25 protein-coding genes are annotated in these 24,481 nt (G+C 36.2%); 12 read left to right on the forward strand and 13 right to left on the reverse strand.

The window, feature by feature from the left end:
* Positions 1-288: 288 nt before the first annotated feature.
* Positions 289-633, reverse strand: coding sequence for a TraR/DksA family transcriptional regulator (locus ACT5E3_RS02190; protein WP_444996683.1), 345 nt, complete (start codon positions 631-633; stop codon positions 289-291).
* 231 nt (positions 634-864) lie between these two features.
* On the opposite strand from ACT5E3_RS02190, the gene ACT5E3_RS02195 reads away from it, so the two are divergent.
* A complete protein-coding gene (locus ACT5E3_RS02195; RefSeq protein WP_444996684.1) occupies positions 865-1,599 on the forward strand; it encodes a HisA/HisF-related TIM barrel protein in 735 nt (244 codons plus the stop codon).
* A 32-nt stretch (positions 1,600-1,631) separates the two neighbouring features.
* Here the strand turns inward: ACT5E3_RS02195 and ACT5E3_RS02200 are convergent, their stop codons facing one another.
* Positions 1,632-2,282 (reverse strand): Crp/Fnr family transcriptional regulator, encoded by a 651-nt coding sequence (locus tag ACT5E3_RS02200; protein WP_444996685.1) that lies wholly within the window; start codon positions 2,280-2,282, stop codon positions 1,632-1,634.
* A gap of 219 nt (positions 2,283-2,501) precedes the next feature.
* Between ACT5E3_RS02200 and ACT5E3_RS02205 the strand changes: the two genes are divergently transcribed.
* Positions 2,502-3,044, forward strand: coding sequence for a tetratricopeptide repeat protein (locus ACT5E3_RS02205; RefSeq protein WP_444996686.1), 543 nt, complete (start codon positions 2,502-2,504; stop codon positions 3,042-3,044).
* Positions 3,045-3,089: 45 nt separating this feature from the next.
* Here ACT5E3_RS02205 and ACT5E3_RS02210 read toward each other — a convergent pair whose 3' ends face one another.
* Together ACT5E3_RS02210 and ACT5E3_RS02215 are read right to left on the reverse strand one after the other, a co-directional pair.
* The gene (locus ACT5E3_RS02210) at positions 3,090-3,977 is read right to left on the reverse strand and encodes a DMT family transporter (protein WP_444996687.1); all 888 of its coding nucleotides are present in this window, start codon (positions 3,975-3,977) and stop codon (positions 3,090-3,092) included.
* A 560-nt stretch (positions 3,978-4,537) separates the two neighbouring features.
* The gene (locus tag ACT5E3_RS02215; RefSeq protein WP_444996688.1) at positions 4,538-4,906 is read right to left on the reverse strand and encodes a DUF3192 domain-containing protein; all 369 of its coding nucleotides are present in this window, start codon (positions 4,904-4,906) and stop codon (positions 4,538-4,540) included.
* Positions 4,907-5,140: 234 nt separating this feature from the next.
* Here ACT5E3_RS02215 and ACT5E3_RS02220 point away from each other — a divergent pair, with 234 nt between their 5' ends.
* The 5 genes from ACT5E3_RS02220 to aroE all read left to right on the forward strand — a co-directional run bounded on the left by ACT5E3_RS02220 (position 5,141) and on the right by aroE (position 7,262).
* Positions 5,141-5,353, forward strand: coding sequence for a hypothetical protein (locus ACT5E3_RS02220; protein WP_444996689.1), 213 nt, complete (start codon positions 5,141-5,143; stop codon positions 5,351-5,353).
* 34 nt (positions 5,354-5,387) lie between these two features.
* Positions 5,388-5,519: a hypothetical protein gene (locus tag ACT5E3_RS02225; protein ID WP_444996690.1), complete on the forward strand. Its 132-nt coding sequence runs from the start codon at positions 5,388-5,390 to the stop codon at positions 5,517-5,519.
* Between the two features lie 226 nt (positions 5,520-5,745).
* Positions 5,746-5,925, forward strand: coding sequence for a hypothetical protein (locus ACT5E3_RS02230; protein WP_444996691.1), 180 nt, complete (start codon positions 5,746-5,748; stop codon positions 5,923-5,925).
* Positions 5,925-6,113 carry a ribonucleotide-diphosphate reductase subunit beta gene (locus ACT5E3_RS02235; protein ID WP_444996692.1) on the forward strand — a complete coding sequence of 63 codons (189 nt, stop codon included), beginning with the start codon at positions 5,925-5,927 and terminating at the stop codon, positions 6,111-6,113. The genes ACT5E3_RS02230 and ACT5E3_RS02235 overlap by 1 nt, the downstream gene beginning before the upstream one ends.
* A 354-nt stretch (positions 6,114-6,467) precedes the next feature.
* Positions 6,468-7,262, forward strand: coding sequence for a shikimate dehydrogenase (gene aroE, locus ACT5E3_RS02240; protein WP_444996693.1), 795 nt, complete (start codon positions 6,468-6,470; stop codon positions 7,260-7,262).
* A 110-nt stretch (positions 7,263-7,372) separates the two neighbouring features.
* On the opposite strand, the gene ACT5E3_RS02245 is transcribed toward aroE, so the two are convergent.
* On the reverse strand, positions 7,373-7,903 hold the full coding sequence (locus tag ACT5E3_RS02245; protein ID WP_444996694.1) for a gamma carbonic anhydrase family protein: 531 nt from the start codon (positions 7,901-7,903) through the stop codon (positions 7,373-7,375).
* A 458-nt stretch (positions 7,904-8,361) separates the two neighbouring features.
* Between ACT5E3_RS02245 and ACT5E3_RS02250 the strand changes: the two genes are divergently transcribed.
* From ACT5E3_RS02250 to ACT5E3_RS02260, 3 genes are all read left to right on the forward strand, one after another.
* A complete protein-coding gene (locus ACT5E3_RS02250) occupies positions 8,362-9,066 on the forward strand; it encodes a helix-turn-helix transcriptional regulator (protein ID WP_444996695.1) in 705 nt (234 codons plus the stop codon).
* A 460-nt stretch (positions 9,067-9,526) separates the two neighbouring features.
* Positions 9,527-11,470, forward strand: coding sequence for a hypothetical protein (locus tag ACT5E3_RS02255; protein ID WP_444996696.1), 1,944 nt, complete (start codon positions 9,527-9,529; stop codon positions 11,468-11,470).
* Complete coding sequence (locus tag ACT5E3_RS02260; protein WP_444996697.1) at positions 11,467-12,189, forward strand: hypothetical protein; 723 nt, start codon at positions 11,467-11,469, stop codon at positions 12,187-12,189. Before ACT5E3_RS02255 ends, ACT5E3_RS02260 begins: the two co-directional genes overlap by 4 nt.
* 362 nt (positions 12,190-12,551) lie before the next feature.
* On the opposite strand, the gene ACT5E3_RS02265 is transcribed toward ACT5E3_RS02260, so the two are convergent.
* From ACT5E3_RS02265 to gorA, 8 genes are all read right to left on the reverse strand, one after another.
* A complete protein-coding gene (locus ACT5E3_RS02265; protein ID WP_444996698.1) occupies positions 12,552-12,674 on the reverse strand; it encodes a hypothetical protein in 123 nt (40 codons plus the stop codon).
* A 155-nt stretch (positions 12,675-12,829) separates the two neighbouring features.
* Complete coding sequence (locus ACT5E3_RS02270; RefSeq protein WP_444996699.1) at positions 12,830-13,366, reverse strand: ImmA/IrrE family metallo-endopeptidase; 537 nt, start codon at positions 13,364-13,366, stop codon at positions 12,830-12,832.
* Between the two features lie 12 nt (positions 13,367-13,378).
* Entirely contained in the window at positions 13,379-13,729 is a 351-nt protein-coding gene (locus ACT5E3_RS02275; protein WP_444996700.1) for a helix-turn-helix domain-containing protein, read from the reverse strand.
* A 591-nt stretch (positions 13,730-14,320) separates the two neighbouring features.
* Positions 14,321-14,752 carry a hypothetical protein gene (locus tag ACT5E3_RS02280; protein ID WP_444996701.1) on the reverse strand — a complete coding sequence of 144 codons (432 nt, stop codon included), beginning with the start codon at positions 14,750-14,752 and terminating at the stop codon, positions 14,321-14,323.
* A 6-nt stretch (positions 14,753-14,758) separates the two neighbouring features.
* A complete protein-coding gene (locus ACT5E3_RS02285; RefSeq protein WP_444996702.1) occupies positions 14,759-16,831 on the reverse strand; it encodes a hypothetical protein in 2,073 nt (690 codons plus the stop codon).
* Positions 16,832-16,842: 11 nt separating this feature from the next.
* Complete coding sequence (locus ACT5E3_RS02290) at positions 16,843-18,546, reverse strand: hypothetical protein (protein ID WP_444996703.1); 1,704 nt, start codon at positions 18,544-18,546, stop codon at positions 16,843-16,845.
* A complete protein-coding gene (locus ACT5E3_RS02295; protein WP_444996704.1) occupies positions 18,543-19,763 on the reverse strand; it encodes a tyrosine-type recombinase/integrase in 1,221 nt (406 codons plus the stop codon). The genes ACT5E3_RS02290 and ACT5E3_RS02295 overlap by 4 nt, the downstream gene beginning before the upstream one ends.
* A 91-nt stretch (positions 19,764-19,854) precedes the next feature.
* Positions 19,855-21,201 carry a glutathione-disulfide reductase gene (gorA, locus tag ACT5E3_RS02300; RefSeq protein ID WP_444996705.1) on the reverse strand — a complete coding sequence of 449 codons (1,347 nt, stop codon included), beginning with the start codon at positions 21,199-21,201 and terminating at the stop codon, positions 19,855-19,857.
* Between the two features lie 225 nt (positions 21,202-21,426).
* Between gorA and ACT5E3_RS02305 the strand changes: the two genes are divergently transcribed.
* A complete protein-coding gene (locus tag ACT5E3_RS02305) occupies positions 21,427-23,496 on the forward strand; it encodes a M3 family metallopeptidase (protein WP_444996706.1) in 2,070 nt (689 codons plus the stop codon).
* A 12-nt stretch (positions 23,497-23,508) separates the two neighbouring features.
* The gene (locus ACT5E3_RS02310; protein ID WP_444996707.1) at positions 23,509-24,291 is read left to right on the forward strand and encodes a class I SAM-dependent methyltransferase; all 783 of its coding nucleotides are present in this window, start codon (positions 23,509-23,511) and stop codon (positions 24,289-24,291) included.
* Positions 24,292-24,481: the final 190 nt, after the last annotated feature.

Raw genomic sequence — 24,481 nt, forward strand, 5'->3', positions numbered from 1 at the left:
TAATGTTATTTAAGCTTTCTATAACAATATGAAATAGTTTAGTAGTAAACCATTATTGAAAGATTATCCAATGGTACATGTGGTAACCATTTGTCGGCTAATGTATACAATAATAAGGCTAACTGCTAGTAAGGGATTATGCCTAAAGCAGTATGAAGTTACCATATCAATATCATGAAAGCTCAGGTTTATATTCAATAAAAAGGCGATTTTTTATTCAGCTTATTATGGGATATCTATTTTTGGGTTCAAAGCTTTCAGCACTTGGTAAATTCTTTAAATAGTACATTAGCTTGTGGCTTCTATTTCTTCTCCACAGCGGGTGCAGTGAGCTGTATGAGGTATTAATTGAAGTCGTTCAAAAGGGATTGGCTTAGAGCAGACTTTGCAAGTTTGATAGCTGCCATTTTTTAAACGCTGAAGTGCCATCTTTACTTGTTTTAGCTCTTCTTGAGAAGCTATTCCTAATGCTTCAAGAACTTCTTCGTTCTCGCGTTCGGTGGCTTGTTCACTCCAATCTTTTGAAAGAGGTTGGTTAGTATGACTGATATCTATGTTAATGTTTTTAATACGTTGTTCTAATTCAGTTTGGCGAGCTTCCAGTTCTTTTTTCAAATATTCGAAATCTTGCATTATTTCTCTCCTGATTAATAACACTTACTTAACATTATCATATTCAAGTATTAGAGCATTGATGTATGTCACAGGGCTTATTTTTAGGTATCATTGGCCGGGCAAAAATAACGGTTGGTGATTGAAAACTGTTATCGTGTTCATACATTTGGTTTTAAAGATTAACTTTTGCATGACTAATTAATATTTTGATTCTATTATTAAATGAGTTCAGTTAGTTGAGTAAAGTCGATGCAGTTAGTACCCGTTTTAGATATCCGCCATGGAAAAAGTGTACATACTAAACACAAAAATAATTCTGTCGATGAAGTGATTAAAGAAGATGCTTTAGAAGTGGTTAAGCGTTGGGTTGATGATGGTATATCACGTATGCACATTGTTGATGTAGATGCAATTGCAACAGGTGAACCTGAGAATGTTGACTTAATTGCTAAAATTAAGGTGAATTATCCTGACTTAAAACTACAAGTTATAGGAGGGATCAAAAGTGTTGAGTCTGCTTATGTCTGGATTGATGCAGGAGTTGACTACTTGGTCCTCAATAGCAAAGCGACAAAACGACGCAATCTTTTGGATGATATTTGTTTCGAGTTCCCTAATAGAGTACTGGTTGAAATTGATAGCTGTTTAGGAAAACAGACCAATGGCGCTGCTTATGATTCTTCTAACAAACTGATTCATTTTGCTAAACAATTAGAAGAAGACGGTGTTGCTGGATTAGTGATTACTGATATAGGAGCAACCAGAGAACTCGTTAAAAATAATTTTTCATTAATTGAAGGTGTTGCCTCATCAATTGAAATTCCAATTTATATTAACGGTGGAATAGAAAAAGTTAATGACATTAAGTTGTTTTTAGAATCTTCTTCTAAAAAGCTATCTGGTATTTTAGTGGGTAAAGTTTTGTACTCTGATAGCTTTTCTCTTTATGAAGCAAATGGGTTGATAAACCAGTACCAAAGCTAAAGCCACCTTTATTATCGAATACCACACCCTATTTACCAAGAGTGTGGTAGTGCTTTGTGTATAATTATTTTATTATCTTCCTGAGAGATATAGCCGCCAGCCCGTAAGTCTTTTAAAATTCGTGCAACCATTTCTCTAGATGCTCCGACACGACTGGCAATATTTTGCTGAGTTAGTTTTTCATTAATAATTCTAACACCGCCGACCTCTTCTGATAGGTTTAAAAAGGTAACCGCTATTCTACGGTAGACATCCATTAAGCCTAATTTACGAATTGTTTCCGTTGCTTCAATAAGGCGAGTAGAGAGGTTTTCGATTAAGTTTTGTGCAAAAGCAGGGTAACATGCCAAACAACGCCTGAAATCGGCTTCGGGCATGATGCCTAATCGAGAATCTTCTAAAGTAACTACTGATGCAGTGCGAGGTATTGATTTAATTAATCCGAGTTCACCAAAGAAATCGCCTGTTTCGTGAATGTTAACGATTATCTCTTTACCACTGTCATCATCTAGATATATTTTTGCCCTACCTTCCAGTAAAAAATAGAGGCTATGTGAGTCGTCGCCCTCAGTTACAATCTGGGTTTTTTTGGGAAAGCTTCTACTGTGAATATGAGATAATATATCCTCAATAGTGTCTTTGTCTAAATTGTTGAATAGTTCAAAATTTCTCAACTGCAACATTTATTAGTCTCGTTACTTCAAAATTTGGATATAGTTTACGCTAAAAAGCTGGATAAATGACTCAAAAGCATGTAAATATTACACAAAAAAACAATAAAGTAATAACCAATTTGCTTTAAGTTCTTAAATTATAATTATAGTTGGGTCAAATTGGATTTTAAAATTTGTTAGTTAATCACTGGACATTAAGAATGTTGAGTCCTCTATTAAGGATTATTTTTGCGGTTTTTAGAGAATGTAGGGTATCTCTTTCTATTACTTCTATTTGGTGTTTGTTCTTTTAGTACTGATGCAGAAGGAGTAAGGGAGTTTACTAGTCAAAAAAATGTGTATGTGACCGAGTGGTCAAAGCTCAAACATAGGGCAGAGTTAGGCGATCCAGAAGCATTATTTGTTTTAGGTAATTTTTATTTTGACCCACCTAAAGGGAATGGTTTTAGAAGGAATTATCGAAAAGCTTCTGAGTTCTATTTTCAGGCCAGTTTAAGGGATTATGCTGCAGCACAATATAATATTGCATTAATGCTACATCAGGGGCTTGGATTCAAGAAAAATATCTTGGAATCTTATGTTTGGTTTTATATTGCATCTACAAATGATAGTCCGGTAGCCAAACACATTAATAATAAGACAGCAGTCATTGTGCTACAGCTTGAGCAAGAACTGAGTGCTGCTGATTTATCGCAAGCCAAAAAGAAAGTCGAGATTTACCGCAAAATTATCAAATCAAAACGTTTTCGAGATGCGAAACTACCTGAATAATTCCTTCCACTCTTAAGGTTATATTAAGCATAACGCATGACAGTTTTATTTTAAGTTAGGTTTTTTATTCTTTTTAGAGCGTTGATGTAATATAACTATTTGTATATTTGCAGCAATAATAAGGCTAGCACCCAATATCTTTTGCCATGTGAGTGTTTCATTCAGTACAAAGTAGCTTAATAGCATGGCTAATGGGACATAGGCGTAGTAGATAATAGCCGTCATATTTGTTGGCAGCTCTGTGCTTGCTTTTATCCAAAGTGTGTGGGCAATGAGCGTGCTAACTACCCCTAAGATTAATAAACTACCCCAGTCTTTTATTGTTAATGAAAAGTTGGCTTCTGGTAGCAGGCATAAAAAAACTAACAGTGCAAAGCCAAATTGGCCTAATGCTCTGGTATGTGTTTCGATATGAGGGAGCTTTCGGTTAATTAACGGCAAGCATGCGTATAAAAATCCGCTGAATATGGCGGTTGCGAAGCCGATTAGCTTATCTTGGTTAATATCGATTGCTGGGGAAGCAATGTAGATGCCTAAAAAAGATAAGGCTACAGCAAATAAATCGGCTGGATTAAACTTTTCTTTATTAAACAAATAATTAAGAAACAGTAGGTGCACACCAAATGTTGCAACGCCTATTGCTGCTAGAGATGCGCCTGCTACTTTAATGCTGTTAAAGTAGGCAAGCCAATGAATTGCAAAAACAACACCTAAAAGAAGTAACCAGAGTAATTCTTGATATTTCAGTTGAGTTTTCTTTTTAGAGAAAAAACGAATACAAGCAAGGCCAATAACGCCTATCGCAAGTCTAACTATACCAATGGTGACTTCGTTAGCACTTGTCCAACGAATAAGGACAGGAACAATGCTCATTGTAAGTATTGCTGCAATGGCAATAATTATAAGTGTGCGGAATGTATCTTTAGGTTGCATGTTGGTAAGAACTTCTTTGAGAGATGGGATAAGGGTAATCAATGAAAAGGAATAATAGCAAGCAATTAGTTTTTATAAGAGGCTATAGCTGTGTGATCACAGACATCCTTTCAATTTTTTTAGGGCTAATTTCTTTTGATATTATTACCATTCTATATTCAATATGTGTTTTAGCTAATTAACCTCAGCTCTGGATAAGAAAAATCATCAGAGCGTCTATTTTTGCGGCTTTCAGCGTTAAGCGCCTTTGCAATAGCTCGCTATTGCGGCAGTCACTTGCCTTGATATCCACAAAAATAGCCACACTGAGCTCAAGTGGAAACAGCAATTCAATTTAATTGGGTTTTAAGTCATTGAAAATAAAAATGACTCTATTAATTATTTTGAATTTCCTTATCCAGAGTTGAGGTTAATTAACTAAGATTGTATTTGCCAATGCAGTATATGAGCTAGTTAACTTGGCCCAAAGTAGGTAAAGAGTAAGGTAATACCAGATTGAACAATCGGTCAATGAAACTTACATCTTTAAGTAGAATGAGCCATTGCATTATTTTGTAGTGTTATTGCTCAAGCAATTTAAGTGCTTTTTCTCCCCATCCGAGTAATTTGTCATTTTTAAATACAAGCGGTGTTGTTTCATCTTTTGTTGTATCTCCGTCTGAATGGCGGTGTTGGGCACGGTAGTATAAAATTCGGTATTCATCTCCATCTTTGGCAAAGGCTTCTGAAAAGTTTGGCGCCCCTAACTTGGAAATAATATCTTTACGGTTAGCTTGTACATATAGATTACTAATAATCTCCCTATTCTCTTTCTGTATTTTTTCCCAACTATTATTGTCGTCATCTGAGTGCCTGTCTCCGATGACAATGCAACCTGTTAAAGATGTTGCAAATAAAATACAAATAATAAAGTTTGTGAGAAGCTTCATTAGTTAATATCCTCCGGTTATTAAAGTTTCTTATTTATATTGATACCAATTTATTTATTGAGTCGTTTTGATTGAAACTAATCGGTCATGAGACTTAGCAGGTTTTGTGCCAAATAATATCTGCTTTTCTGTGCACTAATTGACCTTATTGTTAGTTAAATTAGTAAAATTGACTAACTACTTGGTGAAAAACTACAAAATATGGTTTTTGAATAGCAGGGTAAAGTAATTATTTTGGAGCAAAGCACTGCACAGTCGATGAATTGGGGAGCTTTGCGAGGTGAAATTAATCAATATGGTATGCGCAATAGTAACTGTTTAGCTATTGCACCTACGGCCACTATTTCTAATATTTGTGGAGTTAGCCAATTAATTGAACCGACTTATCAAAACTTATATGTGAAATCTAATTTATCTGGTGAGTTTTGCGTTTCTAATTCCTATTGAGTCCATCAACTTAATAAAAAGGAGTTTGGGATGCATGGTGAATGATTTAAAGTTCTTCGATGGCTCTGTGCAATCTATTGATAGCATTCTTGATGAGTTGAAAAATATTTTTGCCGCGGCATTTGAATTAGGCTCACGTTGGTTAATGGAAGCTGCTTCGCGTTGACAGAAGTGGATTGATTAAGCACAAAGCCTAAATCTTTATTTATCTGAAGCATCGGGTAAAAACTCGACCAATTATATAAACTTGTATGGGGTAGAGGATTAAAAACGACTTATTATTTGCGAACATTAGAGGTCACTTAAGTGGAGAATCGTGAGCACGATGAGTCGGTTTATAATACCACTGTTACTTCATCAGTCTGTTCTATTTTGGATTCTGATTGTGAAGCATGTCAATAATTGTTGGTGAGGAAAAAGTGATGTTAAATCGGAATGAGCCAGCTGGAAAATTTAAGAGCAGTAACACATTAATTGCAAGCACTCAGGAAAATATTAAAATTCAAACTAGTGATTTGATTGATGCTCTTTCTGAGCCTAAAAAGCCAATAAAAGTATTCGATAAAAAATAGTGAATGGTCTTGAAGATTGTTGGTTTTATAATGGTTTTATTCCAATATTTTCTCTTCAGCGTAGAGGTCTGATAACAGAAACCGCAGAACAGTTGCAATATATTATGCGCGATGAAGTTTTGCATTGTGCATTTGGTATAAGAGTTGTAAATGAAATTGCTAAAGGAGAATCTTTGACTTTAAGATGAAATTTGATTGAGAGATATGTGGGATGAGTGTGAAGTCGCTGAAATTGCTTATGCCAACATATACTTCAAGATCCAATATTAGGTTACTATGCAGACGACCATATAGAATAATTTCGATTTATTGTTAATCGAAGAGTGAAACAATTAAATATTGAAAAACTTTTTTCTGGAGCCAAAAAAAAATTAGGCTGATTAGATAAGCAAGCCAACATGCGTAAAGAAAAAAACTTTTTTGAGACAAGGGTAACAGAGTATCAAACTGGAGCTGTATTATCTTGTGAGTAGCAAAAGTAGTTTGTTTATTCTTTATGTAAATGTTAAATTGTAGCCAAATTTCTTAGTTACAATTTATTCATGTCAACTACAATACGTCTTGGTGTTATCGGTAATCCGATAACACACAGCTTATCACCTGTTATTCATCAACAATTTGCTCAGCAATTTGCAGATGATATCGACTACCAGAAGTACTTGGTGGAAGAAAATAATTTATCTAATTTTGTAAAGCAGTTTTTTGATGGAGGGGGAAGAGGACTCAATGTAACTTTACCATATAAGCAAGCTGTTATTCAGTGTATCGATAGCTTAACTGAAGAAGCTGAGTTTGCAGGTTCAGTCAATACTATTTTGAAAAATCAGCAAGGGCAACTAGTTGGGCATACAACTGATGGCCAAGGTTTATTATTAGACTTAGATGGACATGGCTTTGATATTCAACAAAAGAAAATATTAGTAATTGGCGCTGGTGGCGCTAGTCAATCCATATTAGTTGCATTGCTAAAGGCCGGAGCAATTATTCGTTTACATAATCGAAATAAAGATAAAATTACTAAATTAATTGAACAGTTCTCAGTTGTTGGTGATATTGACTCTTTTCAACGTGATGAGCAATATGATGGAGTAATTAGTGCTGTAACTGAGTTTAATTCTGGACTGATGAAACCTGTCGCTAATTGTATTGGTAACAAAACCTTTTGTTATGATTTAAATTATGCTGCTAGGGCGCAAGATTTTTACCAATTTGCATTGCGCTCAGGTTGTACTGCTTTTGCTGATGGTTTAGGTATGCTGGTGGGGCAAGCTGCATACTCTTACCAAATGTGGACCGGTCATTTACCCAATATCAATCAAGTAAAAATTCCAAGTTAAATATTAGAGAGCATTGATAAAATATTCTAAATGTTCGCGTTGAAAAAGTAGAATTCTGAAAAAGCCTTATCTGACTTTTTCAGAACTTAATGCTTAGTAGGAAGAGTCATTTAACCGGCCAGGTAACGGTTTTTCAGTTTAACGTAGTTATCAGCAGAATATTGAAAAAACTTTTTCTCTTCTTCATTAAGAGGACGGATTTTTCTAGCTGGTGAGCCAACCCAAAGGTAACCGCTTTCTAATTTTCTACCGGGTGGTACTAAACTGTTAGCACCTAAAATAACCTGAGATTGAATAACGGCACTGTCCATTACAACCGCCCCCATTCCTATTAAGCAATGATCTTCAATAGTGCAGCCGTGAATCATCGCTTTATGGCCAATAGTAACGTCATTGCCAATCAATAAGTCATGGCCTTCTGGATCATAAGGGCCTGCATGGGTTACGTGTAATACGCAACCATCTTGAATGCTAGTTCTCTGACCTATCCTTATTGAGTGTACATCACCCCTAACTGTTGCCATTGGCCAAACCGAACTATCGTCACCAATCTCAACATCGCCAACTACTAATGCCGTAGGGTCAACAAACACTCTATCGCCAATTTTGGGGTGGGTACTTTCAAATGATCGGACGCTCATAAAAAATCCTGATTAATGATTATTCATAATAATTAGCGTATTTTAGCGTAATTTAATGGGCTTAGATAATGAATCTTAATGATTATTACCCCGAAATAACTTAATACAGTGACTAATTATTTCGGAAGACCACTATCGCATAGTATTACTGTACCTTTTAAACAATATTCTGGATAAAATCTGGAAACCTTTATTACTAGGTATTTACAAGCAATTTCCAGAAAAAGTAGATAATAATCAATTTTTTGCAAAAAAACTGTATTCTGGAGAAATATTTTCCAGAATTTATAGGTTTTCTAAAAGATTTAAATATCAGGTTGCTGTAAACAATATATTTTCTATATCTCTATTTTAAATGGCCTTTTCGATAAATTCGTTCCGTCCCAGTCTCTTAACCCTGGTAATTATTTAGATTGACCCTCTATAATCAAACATTGAGCCGAAAGGGAGATTTGAATATGAATGGGGCAGAATTAGAGACTATTGATGAGCATCGTTTAAGCTTATTACTTGTTGAGCAAGCTATACAAAAGAGAAACGACTCCATGGACTCAATAAGTGATTTCATACCGGGTCATTTTCATATTAATAATGCATCAAACTTGGTTCTAAAATATATGGGAAAGTCTGGTTGTCATTACCTTGGAAAGAGTTCAAGTGAGTTAGTAGAAATTGGGGCTTCGTTTCTTTCCGATTTTATACATCCTGATGCTACTATGTACGCACACCCAAAGGTAATCCAGTTTGCTCAAAAAGCACACCAAGGTAATACATTCTGCTATTTTGAAAAAGTAAGACCTGGTCCAGATACAACTTACTATGATTGGTTCTTAAGTGTTTGTAAGATTTATAAAAAGCATGAAATTATATACAACTCAATACCAGTTGCTTCGATAGATACTTACTCAAAAAAAATAATAAACATCTTGGATGATAATATATTTATAAGAAAGAATTTTAGAAAATTTGCTGCTTTAACTAAAAGAGAAGTTGAAATTATAAAATTAGTTGCTCAAACAAATACTAGAAGGCAGATAGCTGATAGGCTTTGTATTTCAATACATACGTTAGACCAACACCGAAAGAACATTAGGGAAAAACTGAATATCAATAAGTTTTCGGATGTTATTCGCTATGCAGAAGCTTTTGGGGTGACTTTATAGTTTCAGTTCAAAAAAATATCAAAATATACCCGAATTCGGGTATTCAACTCCTTAATAGAAACTAATAGTCTCATTATTTCTTCATTAAATACACGCATGTTTGTTGTCGTGAATTTATAAAGATAAGTTCGTTTTGTTGTAATTCAAAAGGTGGGCAATTTTGAATTGATGTGCATGCCCTTTATAAATTTGTAGTGGTGAGAGAAAAGAGCTTCTGACTACACTTTTATATCAAAGCTTTATGAGGGAGACAGCGTAGACATTTGGGAATGCATCTATTTTTTCACTTAGAAAGTGTTTTTAGGTGAAAATTTTCATTCAGTCTAAACTTTTTTATTTCCCAATTGAGTAAATAAAGCAAAAATACTTAGGCTCAAGGCTACCCATAAAACAGAGTTGTCATTACCGCCGATTTGCCTGAATTAAATAAATTTTCATAGAAAATGCGAAAGGTAAGACGATGAACGCAATTGTAAGACTTTATCTTGTACTATGCTCCTCTATTCTTTTTGGCTGCTCTAGTCCAATAGAGAACTATATAAACACTAAATTCCCTGCTATCGCTATAGAAGATCAACGTGCTGAAGCGATCACTAACTTTCAATCCAATATCGACAAGTTGGTTTACCCAACGATTGCCTTCCAAGCAGATTTAAACACAATCAAAAATGAATTAATGGCGCAGGTTTTGTCAGATAAAGGCATAACCGCGTTAGCCTTAAGCTCTGATAAACAACTCTTAAATGCCATGATAGATTTTGACATTGCATTGGCTGAACACAGTGACCATGAAATCATTACAAGACTAAGTCCAAGAGTGATAGGTAAGCTATCTATATATCTTGGTGCGACAATAGACTTCGCGCATGAAACCGGCATGATGAATATTCGTTTACTCCCCAATTTATCCCAGATTAAGCTTGATGCAGTGATCATAGATGATTCAGTTGATGTCACCGTCGTAGGAAACATTATTGCCTCTGCACTTACACAATATGCCGACAATATAAGTGGAGAATTATCCAGACTTGATATTATGAAAATCTCAATTCCTTCTGAATATACTAAGAGCTTCTCTCTATCTGATTCACTAAAGGATACTAAATTTGGCGACGATGTTTCAATTGAGTTCGAAGACAAGCAAATCGACCTCAAATACGCCCTCAATACTTTCGTTCTTTCACTGCACAGCGATAAACTAGGCGGAATAGTAGATTTTTATAATTCAGCACTATATGAGGCTGAAGGCTCCTTATCTCAAGCACTAAAATATAATAGCACTTACGAATCCCCCTATGACGTTTATAATTTAGCCCTTAAGGACATGCTGAGTGAAACGCCAATCCCCGGCGCTTCGTGGGTAGCAGTTAGTAAAAGCGTGATATCTACGTTCGTTAGTGAAGTGGTGGAGCAAGGTCAACTTTGTAGTAAAGTCACCACGAGCGCGACAGAAACATTCAGCGAGAAAATTGACATGCCCGATGGTGCAGGTATGTCCTGCACAATCGATCGCGACTGCCGACAATCCAGAAACTGCGACGTACATCAGAGCCATGACTCGCGTAATTGCAGAGCGTGTTTAGTAAAAAATCCTTTTGGGGGCTGTATAGTGCGCGGCAACGATCCTATTTGCGAAACGGCAAAGGCAGCTCAGAATGCAGCTTATGCGGCGGATGCAGCAGCACGTAAACTTGATTGTGAACGCATTAAAGAACAGAATCGTATGATATGTGAAGCCGAAAAAGCGGCAGAAAAAGGGCTGTGTGAGACTGCAAAAGGTGCGCTTAATGCAATTGGTCGCACTGGAAATTTTGCTAATGTCAAAGCAGATATAGGAATCAAAGGTGATGCCAAGTTATGCCTCACACATACGACCTTTGATCCGCAAATGTCAGAAATAAATGCAGGAATTCGTGTATCAGGTCGTCTATCAACCAATGTAGATTTTGAATTTACACCTCTTGATATTATTGGTCATTTAACATGTCCTTTCCCATGGACTGAGGACTATAAGGTTACTGCAACAATGAAAGCGCAATCGCTCGCTATTCAAAGTAATGTGAATTTGGAAGTTGATGGTAGCAGAGGTCGCTATGAATATACGGTTGACCCAATTAAAGTGGATTTAGCTCTCGACCCACCACCTGCAAATTTACTTTTAGAAATATTGGGTTCTACAAACATGAGTATGGCTTGTCCTGTAGTTGGGGTAGCAGTCGCCCCAATCACAATACCATTAAGGCAAGTTCTTCCCCCTTTAGGAAATGAATTTACTGTCGAATCGCCGGAGCTTAGTGGCAGTGGTAATTTCGACTTACCGTCGTTTACTATAGCAAGCAAAGAATCTCCGCTTAAAGTGCAAGTACGAGACCATGTAGTCTTACTATACACTGGTGAGAAGTGAAAAATCTTAAATTTAAAATGCTTAATACTTTAATGGCATTCTTAATAAGTATTATTAACTTTCTGTATGTTTACTCAAGCCTGAAATGGATGGTGAGCAAGTTTACTCTCAAATCAGATGAAGTATCTCCTCCTTCAGGGGTTGCGTGGTTGATAGGCCTTTACGTTGCTTGTTTTGGTCTTGCCAATCAAAACTATCAAAGTGAGTCTGCAAATGCTGTAATTTTTAAAAATCTTTCGGTCAGTAGTGTCTTTCCGAACAGCGGTGGAGTTATTAATTCAATATCCACGAAAGAGTGTAGGCTGGTAGCACAAGATTATAGGACATTGAAAAAAGTTCCCGTTGAACCGAAGTTATTTCAACCTGTGACCATTTATCAGTCATTGTTTGGTGAGTATGTTGCTCCATTAAATTTAAGTATTCCTACAATAATGAACGCCAGATATTTAGCTAATGATGTTTTTTGGTATTCGAATAAGGAAGGTTATGAAGGTATTCTAAACGAGCCAATTGTAAGATCTATAAAATCAAAGTCACTTGCAAAAACTGGTAGGGATATAAGTCGTGCTTCTGCAAGAGAGTTGTATAAAAAATGTTACAATCCTATCTTTATTAGACCTGTATTTGAAACTGATTATGACTTAAAAGATGCTTGCATATACGAAGCAATAATTCGCGGATGTGAATTTATCAAAAGGAAAAACGGTGCGGAACAATGAATTTACAATTTCTAATATTGAAGATACGGTGAAAACTGAACTTATTGCTCCATGGTTTAACAGCAAGCTATATTTAATAGGCACTACTTTTGTCAGTTTCTCGCTAACTATTAATGTCCGACCTTCGCCCTTTGTTATCCTTTATCTGTGAGGTTACTGAGAGGCTGCTTTACGTGCAGAAGCGACTGTCAGAACTGATTCTGATCTATCATCGGAAATGTCAAATCAAATTGTGACTAATCCAACTGATAACTCATACTCATATCTGAGAAGAATATTTAATTCTTTTTAGTTTTAGGTATGTCCAAATGAATGACTTATAGCTTTATGAAAGCGGCGCGACCACCGCTTTCTGTTAAGAGCTAACCTTTGTATTTGTTAGCAGGGATTTCAATTTTCCACATACCACCATTTTTACGGAAAATACGCTTACCGTTTCTGGTGATATAGGGACGATAGATAACCACAGTGTCTTTTTTTGACATTGTTATAGCCTCCTTTATCAGGTCGCCAATTGACATTACCGACTTATAGGCTACAATGAAGGTGCGAATCAGCATGGTAAGCCATGTAAGGGGTTTGGTTTAGGGGGCGATGTTCCCAGCCAATTTCCGGTGTAAGTAGGGGATTTTCCTCTACTTTACATTCTCTTTATGTTCTTCATATATATCATTGCTACTTCCATACTAACGCCAAACTGAGTTGCAATTTGGTCTGCTGTTTTTAAGTTTTTTGCTTTTTCAAAATCAATTAATAAATGAGCCGCAAACATGTTTGCTTGCCACTCACTATCTTCTTCGTGATGGTGCCATGAATCAATACCGTTAAGATAATATACTTTTTGTTCGTGAAGCATTAAATGACCCAATTCATGGGCAACTGTGAATCTAGCTCTTGGTTGATTATCCATTAAGGAATTAAATACGTGGTCAGGCATGGCTATGCCATTCTTGGAAGGTATGGCAATTCCTTCCTCTTGAGTTAACTCATCTTCAACAATCTGCATTTCAAAGAGAATGTCATTATTATCTAAAAGATAACAAACGAACTCCCCTAAGTCGAAATAGCCTGTATCAAGAGTTATGAAGTGTTGAGCAGCCCCCCTTAGAGAAGCTGCTTTTTGCATGATATTTTTTTGATTTAAGCGTTCTACTTTATAACCTTTAGGCTTATACATTTTATTCCTACATCATAATAATAGATCTTCTAGTCTTTGTTTTTCTTCATCAGATATTTCCCTAAATTTTCTTGCAAACATGAGTACCAACTCTCTATCTCTAACACTTTCTGTAGTAAGATTAACTTTTGCTATTGGTTGCGACCTTTCTGCAGCTTCCTTTAATTCTTTCTGTTGTACTTCATCTAATTCCAGATAATTGATTATTTTTTCAATCGTTTCATCTGATATTGCTTTTTTCCCCAGCTCCAGAGCCGAAAGAAATGATGGTTTCATATCCATACTTTCAGCCATCTGTTTTAGGTTTACCCCTTTAATTAATCGAGATTGTCTAATAAACAACCCAAACTTTGTTGCTTTCATACATCTTCTCCATAATAACCCCAAAGCATAAGAGATATTTAAACAAATACTGAAATTAAAATCAACCAAAAATCGTATTCTTTTTTGTCCTTTTTTTGGTTTTTTTGTGGTGGCTATGGATAAATCTATAGTTTTGTGATCTAGATTACAAAAGCTATAACCTTTTTATTTCTGTCCGTCTTACCTGTTATTTATAAATCTACCCTATAAAATCTTAGGTTTGCGGTTAATTGGGGGTGAATAAAAGCCTTTTTATATTTAGCAATAAATAAACCTGAACATATAGAAAAAGTGAGTTTCTCGACAGAAAACCGAGAGTTTTGGAGCTATTTAGTTCTAATTGGCTGCTAAGCTGATTCTTAGCACGTTTTCTCGGGTAGTTTAGATGGTTTGTTGACGACATAAGGTATTGAACATAACATCCCTAGTCCGCACTTGAAGATGTTTTGGGCTGTTCAGCGTGATTTAAGTGTTTTGGATCTGTTTTTCATAGTTATTTACCACTCAAAGCTTCGTTTCATGCAATGTAAACTTGATATAATTGTAGGTAAGAGCTGTGCTCACTAGTATTGTGGTCGCTCAAAAATATCATTACTTTGCGTTTTGCTTAAGAAATTCTAATTCGTTTTCTAAGCTTTCAATTCTAGATTTATTAATTTGCTCGTTAATTGCCATTTTATTTTCTATGGCTGCTAACTGAGCTAACTCAACTTTAAGCTCCTTTATTTTTAGACGATATTTGTCTTTGAGTCGCTTTTCTTTTGATAGTGCTTCTCTTAGTTTTGAAATTTCGTCCATTTTCTTTAAATTAGGATTGCTTCGTTTTTTGCTTTTCTGAATTTGTTTTTTGATAAGAGAAATAATGTCAGGATAATAATATGCAGATCCATCTCCTAGTCCTGCTTCATCTTCTACTGCACGAACGCTCAACTTCCTAGAAGCTGGAACTCGTATAGTATTCCCCGATTTCAAACGCTCTAAAGCTGTTTCGAGCGTTTGTTTTGTACTGTCGTATTTACTCATACTAATTTATTTATTCGACTGATATGGCTGATGTGGTATTTCAAAATGTTTCATAACCTTTTCTGCAGCTTTTAATTGTGTAATAAAGTGACTGTACGCCGATTTTGAAAGACTGTTAGTTCTTTCGAGATATATCAACTGCTCTGTCACCCACTTATGGCGTTTAGACCAATTTAAAGACTTCTCTTCATCGATTAATACGTTTTCGCATTTAAAACAGTTCACTGGAGACGTGACTTTATTCATGCGGCATTCATACCCTGCCAAACAATATGAGTGAAGGGTTCCAACTAAGGTAATCTTTCCCGAAGTAACATGTTCGTGAATTGCATCCCATGAAGAGTATATTTGAGCATCGTTTTTTCTTTCCTTAGCAATAGACAATCCCGCTTTCCCATAGAGTTTTTCACTAGTGTTGTACCAGTTATAGACCTTCTGTGTTGTAATTTCATGCTGAACTTCATTAAGTAGCTTGTTAAGCTCGCTGTCGAACTCAATTTCTTTCAGCTTTGCAGCAACACCTCCTTCTCCATACCATTCAGATGTAGGCAAATCCAGGTGTTTGAACTGTTGCTTTATAGCCACATCTGAACAAAGAGAGTGCCTTTTCGCAAATACAGCAAAAGTGCGCCTGAATTGATGGGTTGTTATAGGCCATAGGCTACCAATTTTTAACTTTCTATCAGCATGCAAGGGGTTGTTATTAGGATTAATTAGTTTAAATTCCTCCAAGTCTTCATCTTTAATAAAGGCATTTGCATCAGTAGCAATTTTATTAAAATGAGTTCTCAAACTTCCTTCAAATCTAACATTAGGAGGCTTTGATTTATTGGCTTGATTGAGCCACAAACAACTTGCAATATTGGCCTTCATAGGGTCTTCGTCTACTAGCAGCTGGTTTCTCATATGCCTTGAAATCGCCTCGGCTAGTTCAATAGCATCCTTGCACAATGGAATTGTGAGCCACTCTGTTCTCTGAGCTTTTCCTTGAACCATTTTGTGGTGAAATGATTGAAGACTATAAAAGGTTTGAGAGCCCATGCTTTTTCTCTTAAAACTATCAGGGTGAAGACCATATAGTTCATTTCTTCTCATGCCTGTAAAAGCAGCGCATAGTACAAAACAAGCTGTTTGTACCTTTGTGACCCAACCTTGAAATCTACCTGTATGACGGGGGATCTCGGTCTCTAAAGATGTACCTTCGATATAGGCTTCTATGATATCTGAATATTTGTCTGGTTTATGTTTGTTTACTTCAATTCGATAGTCTTGAGATTCTTTTGTTATCCACTTCCATTGACCACTTTCGATTTTGTTATCTACATACGATTTACCTAGTTGATAGTTCTTGTGAAGCTCGAAAAGCAATTCATGAACAAGTTCTTTGTGAGGATGCACTTTTTTCACTAAAGAGATAGCTTCGCTGTAAATTAATTCCATTATTCGAGTTGGTATCGCATAAAACTGATCTTTACAGAGCTTATCAATTGAAGCATGTTCTCTGGCTAATTGTTCAGTACTTTGGTCCGTTGGAAATGTAAACTTAAAAGGCAAGAGATCCCTTGCTCTGTTAAGATGATTTAAAACGCCAAATGTGTGACTGGCCGTGCTGTAGCTATATCGAAGGTCTTGAATATACTGACAAAATTCGCTAAAAATTATCGGGTGTGACAAATCCTCAATAGACTGATATTCATGCAAGTCTAAGTATTTATAAACCTGAATTAATCGGCTATGCCTTTCCATTAATGATGTTGGCTTAATAGGTTGACTATTTCGAGAGTTTCCTGCGATATACATCCAAATAAAACAAATTAATTTCATTTCTCTAACGAGCTTCTCGCTTAAGATATTGGAGAAATTTAACTTTGTCTTATGGGTTATCTTTCTGTCGACGTATGCAGATAGATCCCATTCAAAATCTCCAAAGTAGCTCTTTACTTCTCCTGAAAAGTCTTTAGTAACTATCACGTTTTCTAATGAATACCAGTCCTTATTCTTATAAAATGAAATAACCTCTTTATAACCGCTTAGATTTTCTTTTAGTACTTTTCCGGGTAGTTCTAGTAAAACTCGCACATTGTTCTCCGCTAGAATATATAGTTCATTCCTTCAGGCCACAGTGGATGGCGTCCTTCGGAGCTCAGTTTTTTTTGAGCTATTCTTCGAGATTTTGTGTTGAGGCGAAAAATTGCTTGATTAACTCTTTCCAAAATTTCAGAGAAATTTCTTATAAATTGAGAATTATCTATATGATCTTGTCTGGATTCCTCCAGTGAGTCCTTAAAACTTAGCAAGCACCAAATATCATCTATTTCCTCAATAAAAACCTGATTAGAACAGAAAAAGCAATTCAATATATCGGCGCATGCTAGATGATCGACTTCCAAAGACTTTGGGCTAAAGTTTATTTTCCTTCTATACCTATCAGCTTCTTTTCCATAAGGATCTTTGCATCCCGTTCCTAGAACTGTTCTCTGTGGTTTTTTGAAATTATTAGAGTATTTGGATAAGAATTCTTCATAAGGTAGTACCTCTACATTCATCTCCTTCTTTGTGCGCTCTTTTGCGGCTTCAATATCCGTGCAATTAACTACACCTTCAAGAGTAAATAGAGCCGCTTGCAATTGTTGGTTATTATCACTTTCATTGCCTGAGCTGTAATGTTTACTGACGACATTAGGGGTATTGCCGAGAAGAATTGAAGCCTCCAGATTGTTTCCTGTAGCAATAATATATCTGTGGCTGCCACTAGCTCTAAACCTTTTTGCTTGTGGTCTTAAAGGCGCACCGTCATCTGATAGCAAGTTGAAATGGTTTAGCAACCAATTAGTAAAAACGCGAAGGTGTGGTGCTTCTAAAGGAGCTACAACATTCAGTCGAGACTGAAAGAGAAGGTGGTTGCTTTGGTTACCAACTATATGGCTCAATTCAGTTAACTTCTCTATAAATCTGAGTGCGTACTTGGGCACATCATAAGAGCCATTATCGCCAAGTGAAACAGTTACATATTTATTAGCCCTTGGTTTTAACACATGCTGATTATGCCACTTTCCCGTAGTTGAATCTTTTTCACTAGGCTTTGTCATCTTTAGTAATGTACTACTGTTTGCCCATGTATAATAAGCTAAAAGAAAATATCCTGCGCTAAAGCACTTGGTAATAGCCGCTGCCACGGCAACTGTTTTACCGCCAAATTTAAATGTGGCTGTCTTATTAGTAGTTGTAGCGCTTTTGTGTAAGGCTGGAGACCTTATGATTTGTCCTGAAACCTGACGAAAAAAGGAGTGTAGTATTTTTATGAGGAGTTTAATTTCTGAATTTGAATAGCTGCTTGTCGGATTAATTTCTGAACGAAACAGCCCGAATTTTGAAAACCATTCTTCTATCGGGCATTCCATCATATTGAGAATGGTCTTAGTACTGCTTAGTTGCTTCCGGGCACTATTGACATGCATTTGGCTTAAGCGAACCTTTTCTACTAGGTGTTGTTCCCAAAGCTCCACAGCTTCCCGTGACTCTGGATACAGTTGAGCACTATCTATAAGGCGTACATATTTCACGAAGTCATGAATATAGCCATGTTTAGTTTGATCTGTGTATTCCTGGTTTGAATCAAAGCGTTCAAACCATTTCTTGACTAAAGTATCGCGCCCAGCAGATTTTGATTTTTTAATATCGCTGCTATTGGGAACTCCTAAATATAAAAAACGCGAAAAGTCAAAAGCCACATGTTTAGCAATTCCAACTTTAAGGGATATTCGAAGATTTACAGCATCATCTTTAATCATCATAAACCTTCGCTGATCGCTTCATCGAGTAATTGATCAAGCATGAAAATAGCCTGCTGATGTAATTTATCTTTGTTCAGATACCTTAGATACATCCAAGTTGTTTTTTCGTTCTTATGTCCCATCCAACCCATAATTAGAGCCATAGCTTCATCGGGCTGAAGCTCTGACAATAAAGAGGCGAGTCTATAGGTTCCATAGGTTGCTCTTAAATCATGTGTTCTATGATTAAACGGCAGGCTATAATTTTCACGGATTGATATCCGTAATCTCCTAAAGTACTGTTGAATATTATTCGAAGTTAATGGTAGGCCTCGTTGATTTAACAATAGAGGTTCAAACTTCTTATTTTCCTGAACTATTTTACTTGCTCTTTTGCTTCTTCTTTCGCTAATAGAATATAAATACATTCGTTTCATCAAGTTTGAATTGATTTCTATCTTACGTATTTTTCCATATTTTGTGTGCACTCCAGCATGAGGTCCAATTTCTACTTCATATCTTGTTCTGTTAGGTGAGGGATTAAAGGTAAGATTCATAGGAAATGTGCTAGCTTCGGAAACCCTAAGGCCTGATTGCAATTGGAGTAATTGATGAATGATAAATTCTTCGCTGAATCCACTTAGTGTTTTGCCCATAGCGAGCAGCTCATCTTCTGATAAGGGATTTAATTGTTGTTCTTCATTACGAGCAGGCTTCTTTATTCTTAAATCTGTTGTTCTGACTATGAAATGACTATTTATATGTCTTAAAGCACCTTTGTTCTGTACTTTGACAGCTTCGAACTCAAAGGGAGAATTTTCACCACTAAATGTAATCAGCTTTTCACTTGCAGCCCACTCGTAGAATTTAACTACATGATTAATATAAATCGATGCAGTTGAAAATTGAATATCACCACGTCTGGCCGAATATAGTAGATCGTCGTTTCGAAACCTATAGGTAGGTTTAAGCATCTTACTTGTTGGAAAGTGATTCCATTCGAGTTCATGTTTTTCGAGAAATTTCCAGTAGCGTTTTAAAGCTCTAACATTTGAGTTTATATCTTTATCATTTCTGACATTGACTAAGTAATTTAGCCACAAATTAACTGGGTAGATATATTGGCCTTTTGAGGAATAAAAGGTCGGAAACCCCTTGGCAGAAACCTTGCGAGTCCTTTGTCGAGAATAATTGTAGAGTTCAACTTCAAAGTCATTTGAATGAACGATAAAAACCATGCTAGCGCCGAAAAGTTATAATTATTACATTTCAGGCTAGCAGGTTTTCCAGAAGTTACAAATCTACAGTTTACATTTTCCAGAGATTGATCTACATAGTAACCAGCTCTTCTGAGGAGGTTGGGTGTATAGCAACAGTATTATCAAAATCAGCTTTGGTTGCTCCCATTTTTAGGGCCACAGCAAATCCTTGAAGCATTTCATCTGCGCCTAGCCCAATGATATGAATACCCATGACTTTTTCTTCCTCTCCGACACAAACAAGTTTCATTTTTGTTGGTTGTCTATGGCTGGTAATCGCTGTATACATAGCAGTAAAACTTGAAGTATATATTTTTACTTTATCACCGTATTTTTCTCGGGCTTCTGATTCTGTTAAACCAATGGTTCCAATAGCAGGATGTGAAAACACAACCGTAGGTATATTCTCATAGTCGAGCTTTTCATTGGGTTTATTATTAAATAAGCGCTCAGATAAACGTCTGCCAGCAGCAACTGCAACAGGGGTTAATTGAGCTCGTCCTGTATTGTCTCCGACAGCGTAGATGCCATCAATATTGGTGTTTTGATACTCATCGGTTGTTATATAACCTTTAGTGTCTAACTCTATGCCTGCGTTTTCCAAACCTAAGCTATAAGTATGGGGCTTACGCCCAATTGCATAAATAACGGCATCTACGTCGGGTAACGGTTGACCCTCAGATGTTAGCTTTAAGCTACCATTTGCATTTTTTTCAATCTGAGTAATTTGAGTTTGATTATGTAGCTGAATGCCTTCAGCTTGAATTTGCTCTGTTAAAGTTGAAGAAATGATCTCATCGAATTCGCGTAATGGGTGTTCCTTTCTAACAACCAAATGGGTTTCACTACCTAATGCATTAAAAACGCCAGCTATTTCAACTGCGATATAGCCTGCACCAACAACAACTACTCGTTTGGGTTGAGTATTGAGAGCGAAAAAACCATCAGAATCTAGAATATGTTCTTTACCTGGTATATTAGGTATTACTGGCTCACCACCAGTTGCAATTAAAATGTGTTCAGCAGTGTATGATTTATCGCCAACTTTAATGGTATTTTTGTCAATTAAAGTACCGTAACCTTGAATAACATCTACCTTATTTTTCTCTAACACATTATCGTAAGATTGGTGAATTCGAGATATATAGGCTTCGCGATTAGTCACTAAAGTTTGCCAATCTAAATTTTTAAGCGTTGCATCAAAGCCATAATCTGGTGCCAATTTAAACGCATCTGCAATTTGGCCAGCAAACCACATAACCTTTTTGGGTACACACCCTACATTAACACAAGTTCCACCTAATGCTTTTGCTTCAATAATAGCGCATTTTTTACCGTACATTGCAGCTCTGTTAGCTGATGCAATACCACCGCTGCCGCCGCCTATCGCGATATAATCATAATCAAATTTAGCCATGTTAAACCTTATAAATATGTACCTTAGAAAAGGTAGTCAGTTAATGTATCCACTTTTAGTACTATTAATCCATAACACTAAAAGCTCATTTGGACCTGTTGGGCTTTTGATGCCCAATATGGCCTGACAATAAGTTAAGTAATATCTTGAGATATTGACTTTGTTATGCCTTGAATTGAAAACGATACTTTACTTAATCGTACAACAATTTAAACTGGTGCTAGTTTGCAACCATTCAATTTTAAATACTACTCCAATATGACTATAACTAACCCCTTATTATTACAAAATCCTATTGAAAAAATTGATCAAATAGTCCCTAGCTATGTTGAACCTGCGATTAGTCAGATACTTAGCGAGAATCTGACTGAAATCGAGCAAATTGTTAAACAACCCGATTTAAATTGGCAAAATTTTATGCTGGCACTAGAAAAGCTTGAAAATAAGCTGAGCAAAGCTTGGTCACCAGTTTCCCATCTTAATAGTGTTTGTAACAGCAATGAGTTAAGAGAAGCTTATGACAAAGCGCTTGGTTTATTAACCGATTATTCTACCAAGCTTGGACAGCATAAAGGTTTATATAAGGCAACCAAAGGGCTTTATGATTCAAGAAGCGAACTTCAATTAACGGATGTTCAGGCTCATATATTAAAAGACTCACTGCTAGGATATAAGTTATCAGGTATTGATCTAGAGCCTGAGGCGCAAAAAGAGTATGCAGAGATTCAAAACCGCCTGGCACAGCTTACGTCAAAATTTGAACAAAATTTAATGGATGCAACGATGAGTTGGAAAAAGTTGCTTGATAAACCTGAAGCCTTGTCGGGGTTGCCCGAAACTGAGTTATCCATGCTTGCTGCAAGTGCCGAAGCACAAGGTAAAAAAGGGTATTTAATTACTTTAGAGATCCCTAGTTATATCGCTATTATGACTTATGCTGATGATCGTGAACTTCGAGAAGAAGTGTATTCGGCTTATGTTACTCGGGCATCGGAAACTGGTCCAGATAATGGTAAGTTTGACAATAGTGAAGTTATGGTTGAGTTATTAGCCTTGAAAAAGGCAAAGGCAAAATTATTAGGCTTTAAAAATTATGCTGAGCTGAGTTTGGAGTCAAAAATGGCTGAAAGCCCTGAAAAGGTTGTCGCTTTTTTAGAACAGCTTAATTCGGCAGCTCATTCACAAGCGGTGAGAGAGCTAGAAGAGCTTAAAGCATTTACTAAAAAGCTGGGACTTGATGAATTAAAATCATGGGATGTTGCTTATTATAGTGAAAAGTTAAAGCAGCAAAACTATCAAATATCTCAATCAGAAATTCGTCCTTACTTTCTAGTTGATAAAGTTATTCAAGGATTATTTGAACTCACGGAACATCACTTTAATGTATCTTTTCGGCAAACAGAACAAGTGGCAGTTTGGCATCAGGATGTTAAGCATTTTCAATTATTAAGAAATGATCAAGTTATTGCTGAATTTTATTTGGATCTTTATGCAAGGCCACACAAACGTGGTGGAGCTTGGATGAATGACTATCAAGGGCGTTTTAAAATTGATGACACCTTGACACAAATTCCAATTGCGTATTTGACTTGTAATTTTGCTGCGCCAAGCAAGAATAAACCCGCATTGCTAACTCACGATGAGGTGGTTACTTTATTTCATGAGTTTGGTCATGGTATCCATCATATGCTAACTCAAGTTGATGAATTGTCTGCGTCGGGTATTGCTAATGTACCGTGGGATGCTGTTGAGTTACCTAGCCAATTTATGGAAAATTTTTGCTATCAACCAGATGTTATTAATCGTTTGAGTCAGCATTATGAAACGGGTGAGCCTTTACCGAAAGACAAATTAGATAAACTGATTGCGGCGAAAAATTTTCAATCGGCAATGATGATGGCAAGGCAAATAGAGTTTTCTTTATTTGATATGAAAATTCATCTGAGTGAACCATTATCTAGTGGTCAAATTCAACAAGTTATCGATGATATTAGACAGCAAGTTGCAGTCATGCAGCCACCTGAATTTAATCGTTTTCAGCATAGCTTTTCACATATTTTCGCTGGTGGTTATTCTGCGGGTTATTATAGTTATAAATGGGCCGAAGTGCTTTCTGCGGATGCTTTTTCTTTGTTTGAAGAAGAGGGAGTGATGAATAAAGCCGCGGGAGAAAAGTTTCTAAAAAACATATTAGAAAAAGGTGGTTCTGCTGAACCTATGGACTTATTTGTTGCATTTAGAGGAAGAGAACCATCAATCGAGCCTTTGCTACGACACTCAGGTATTCAGTCTTAATTGTAATCAATAATGATTAATCATTTTAAGTTAGTTTGTTCTCCTGATGCTAATGAGTTGACACTAAAAAATACACAGTTACTAGCTCATCAGTTAGGTTGCGAAGTTGTTGATTCTTTAGCATTACTAAAAGCTGAAGAAGCTTATTTCCAATATCTAGATAATGATTTATCACTCAGTTTATTATTAGATGATAAGTTGAGTGATTTAAAATTTGATCTTGTTGATGGTGAGATTGGGTTCCGTGCTTGCAGGGTGAGTAAATCGAATGAGGTTGTTGCTAAAGCGATTGGTTGCAAACCTCATTATCGGCCTAAGGTTTTAGATGCAACTGCGGGAATGGGGCGAGATGCTTTAGTGATGGCAATGTTAGGCTGTCAGGTTCTTATGCATGAAAGAAACCGAGCCGTTTATTTATTATTAAATAATGCATTACAAAGACTTGCTCAAAATACCAATTTTAACTCAATAGCAGAAAGACTTAAGTTAGCCAATAATAATAGTCTAACAACTATCAGCCATATTACTAATCAGGCTGAAAATATCGATGTGATCTATTTAGACCCAATGTTTCCAGAAAGAAAAAAATCAGCTTTGGTAAAAAAGGAGATGAGGATATTCAAGCTTTTGGTTGGGGAAGATCCTGATGCAAATGAATTGCTTGAGGAAGCATTGCAAGCCAATGTAAAACGAGTGGTGGTGAAAAGACCAAAAGGCGCACCAGTGTTAGCAGAAAAAAATCCCAGCCATGAAATAACGGCTAAGAAATTTCGTTATGATGTATATTTAAAGTAATTTAGTTGCTTACTCAACCATGTATCACTTTTTAAAATCCTGCTTAGTATTTAATTGGTTAACACTTCTTCATGAACTATAAAAAGTATAAGTTATTCTTATAGGACGTTTATATTGCCCTTTTTATTGCCACACTGTCTCAATTAAGGCATCAGCATTGCTTGATTAAACCCCATATCTTCCTATACTT

Source organism: Aliikangiella litoralis (genome assembly GCF_052495765.1).

Excerpts from the sequence above, each read along its gene's own strand:
- ACT5E3_RS02195 (WP_444996684.1), top strand. The coding sequence starts at position 865 with ATGCAGTTAGTACCCGTTTTAGATATCCGCCATGGAAAAAGTGTACAT.
- ACT5E3_RS02250 (WP_444996695.1), top strand. The coding sequence starts at position 8,362 with ATGAATGGGGCAGAATTAGAGACTATTGATGAGCATCGTTTAAGCTTA.
- ACT5E3_RS02295 (WP_444996704.1), bottom strand. The coding sequence starts at position 19,763 with ATGGTTTTTATCGTTCATTCAAATGACTTTGAAGTTGAACTCTACAAT.
- ACT5E3_RS02310 (WP_444996707.1), top strand. The coding sequence starts at position 23,509 with ATGATTAATCATTTTAAGTTAGTTTGTTCTCCTGATGCTAATGAGTTG.
- ACT5E3_RS02210 (WP_444996687.1), bottom strand. The coding sequence starts at position 3,977 with ATGCAACCTAAAGATACATTCCGCACACTTATAATTATTGCCATTGCA.
- ACT5E3_RS02280 (WP_444996701.1), bottom strand. The coding sequence starts at position 14,752 with ATGAGTAAATACGACAGTACAAAACAAACGCTCGAAACAGCTTTAGAG.
- ACT5E3_RS02290 (WP_444996703.1), bottom strand. The coding sequence starts at position 18,546 with ATGATGATTAAAGATGATGCTGTAAATCTTCGAATATCCCTTAAAGTT.
- ACT5E3_RS02200 (WP_444996685.1), bottom strand. The coding sequence starts at position 2,282 with ATGTTGCAGTTGAGAAATTTTGAACTATTCAACAATTTAGACAAAGAC.
- ACT5E3_RS02265 (WP_444996698.1), bottom strand. The coding sequence starts at position 12,674 with ATGTCAAAAAAAGACACTGTGGTTATCTATCGTCCCTATATCACCAGA.
- aroE (WP_444996693.1), top strand. The coding sequence starts at position 6,468 with ATGTCAACTACAATACGTCTTGGTGTTATCGGTAATCCGATAACACAC.
- ACT5E3_RS02190 (WP_444996683.1), bottom strand. The coding sequence starts at position 633 with ATGCAAGATTTCGAATATTTGAAAAAAGAACTGGAAGCTCGCCAAACT.
- ACT5E3_RS02270 (WP_444996699.1), bottom strand. The coding sequence starts at position 13,366 with ATGTATAAGCCTAAAGGTTATAAAGTAGAACGCTTAAATCAAAAAAAT.
- ACT5E3_RS02275 (WP_444996700.1), bottom strand. The coding sequence starts at position 13,729 with ATGAAAGCAACAAAGTTTGGGTTGTTTATTAGACAATCTCGATTAATT.
- ACT5E3_RS02225 (WP_444996690.1), top strand. The coding sequence starts at position 5,388 with ATGGTGAATGATTTAAAGTTCTTCGATGGCTCTGTGCAATCTATTGAT.
- ACT5E3_RS02215 (WP_444996688.1), bottom strand. The coding sequence starts at position 4,906 with ATGAAGCTTCTCACAAACTTTATTATTTGTATTTTATTTGCAACATCT.
- ACT5E3_RS02245 (WP_444996694.1), bottom strand. The coding sequence starts at position 7,903 with ATGAGCGTCCGATCATTTGAAAGTACCCACCCCAAAATTGGCGATAGA.
- ACT5E3_RS02230 (WP_444996691.1), top strand. The coding sequence starts at position 5,746 with ATGTCAATAATTGTTGGTGAGGAAAAAGTGATGTTAAATCGGAATGAG.
- ACT5E3_RS02255 (WP_444996696.1), top strand. The coding sequence starts at position 9,527 with ATGAACGCAATTGTAAGACTTTATCTTGTACTATGCTCCTCTATTCTT.
- gorA (WP_444996705.1), bottom strand. The coding sequence starts at position 21,201 with ATGGCTAAATTTGATTATGATTATATCGCGATAGGCGGCGGCAGCGGT.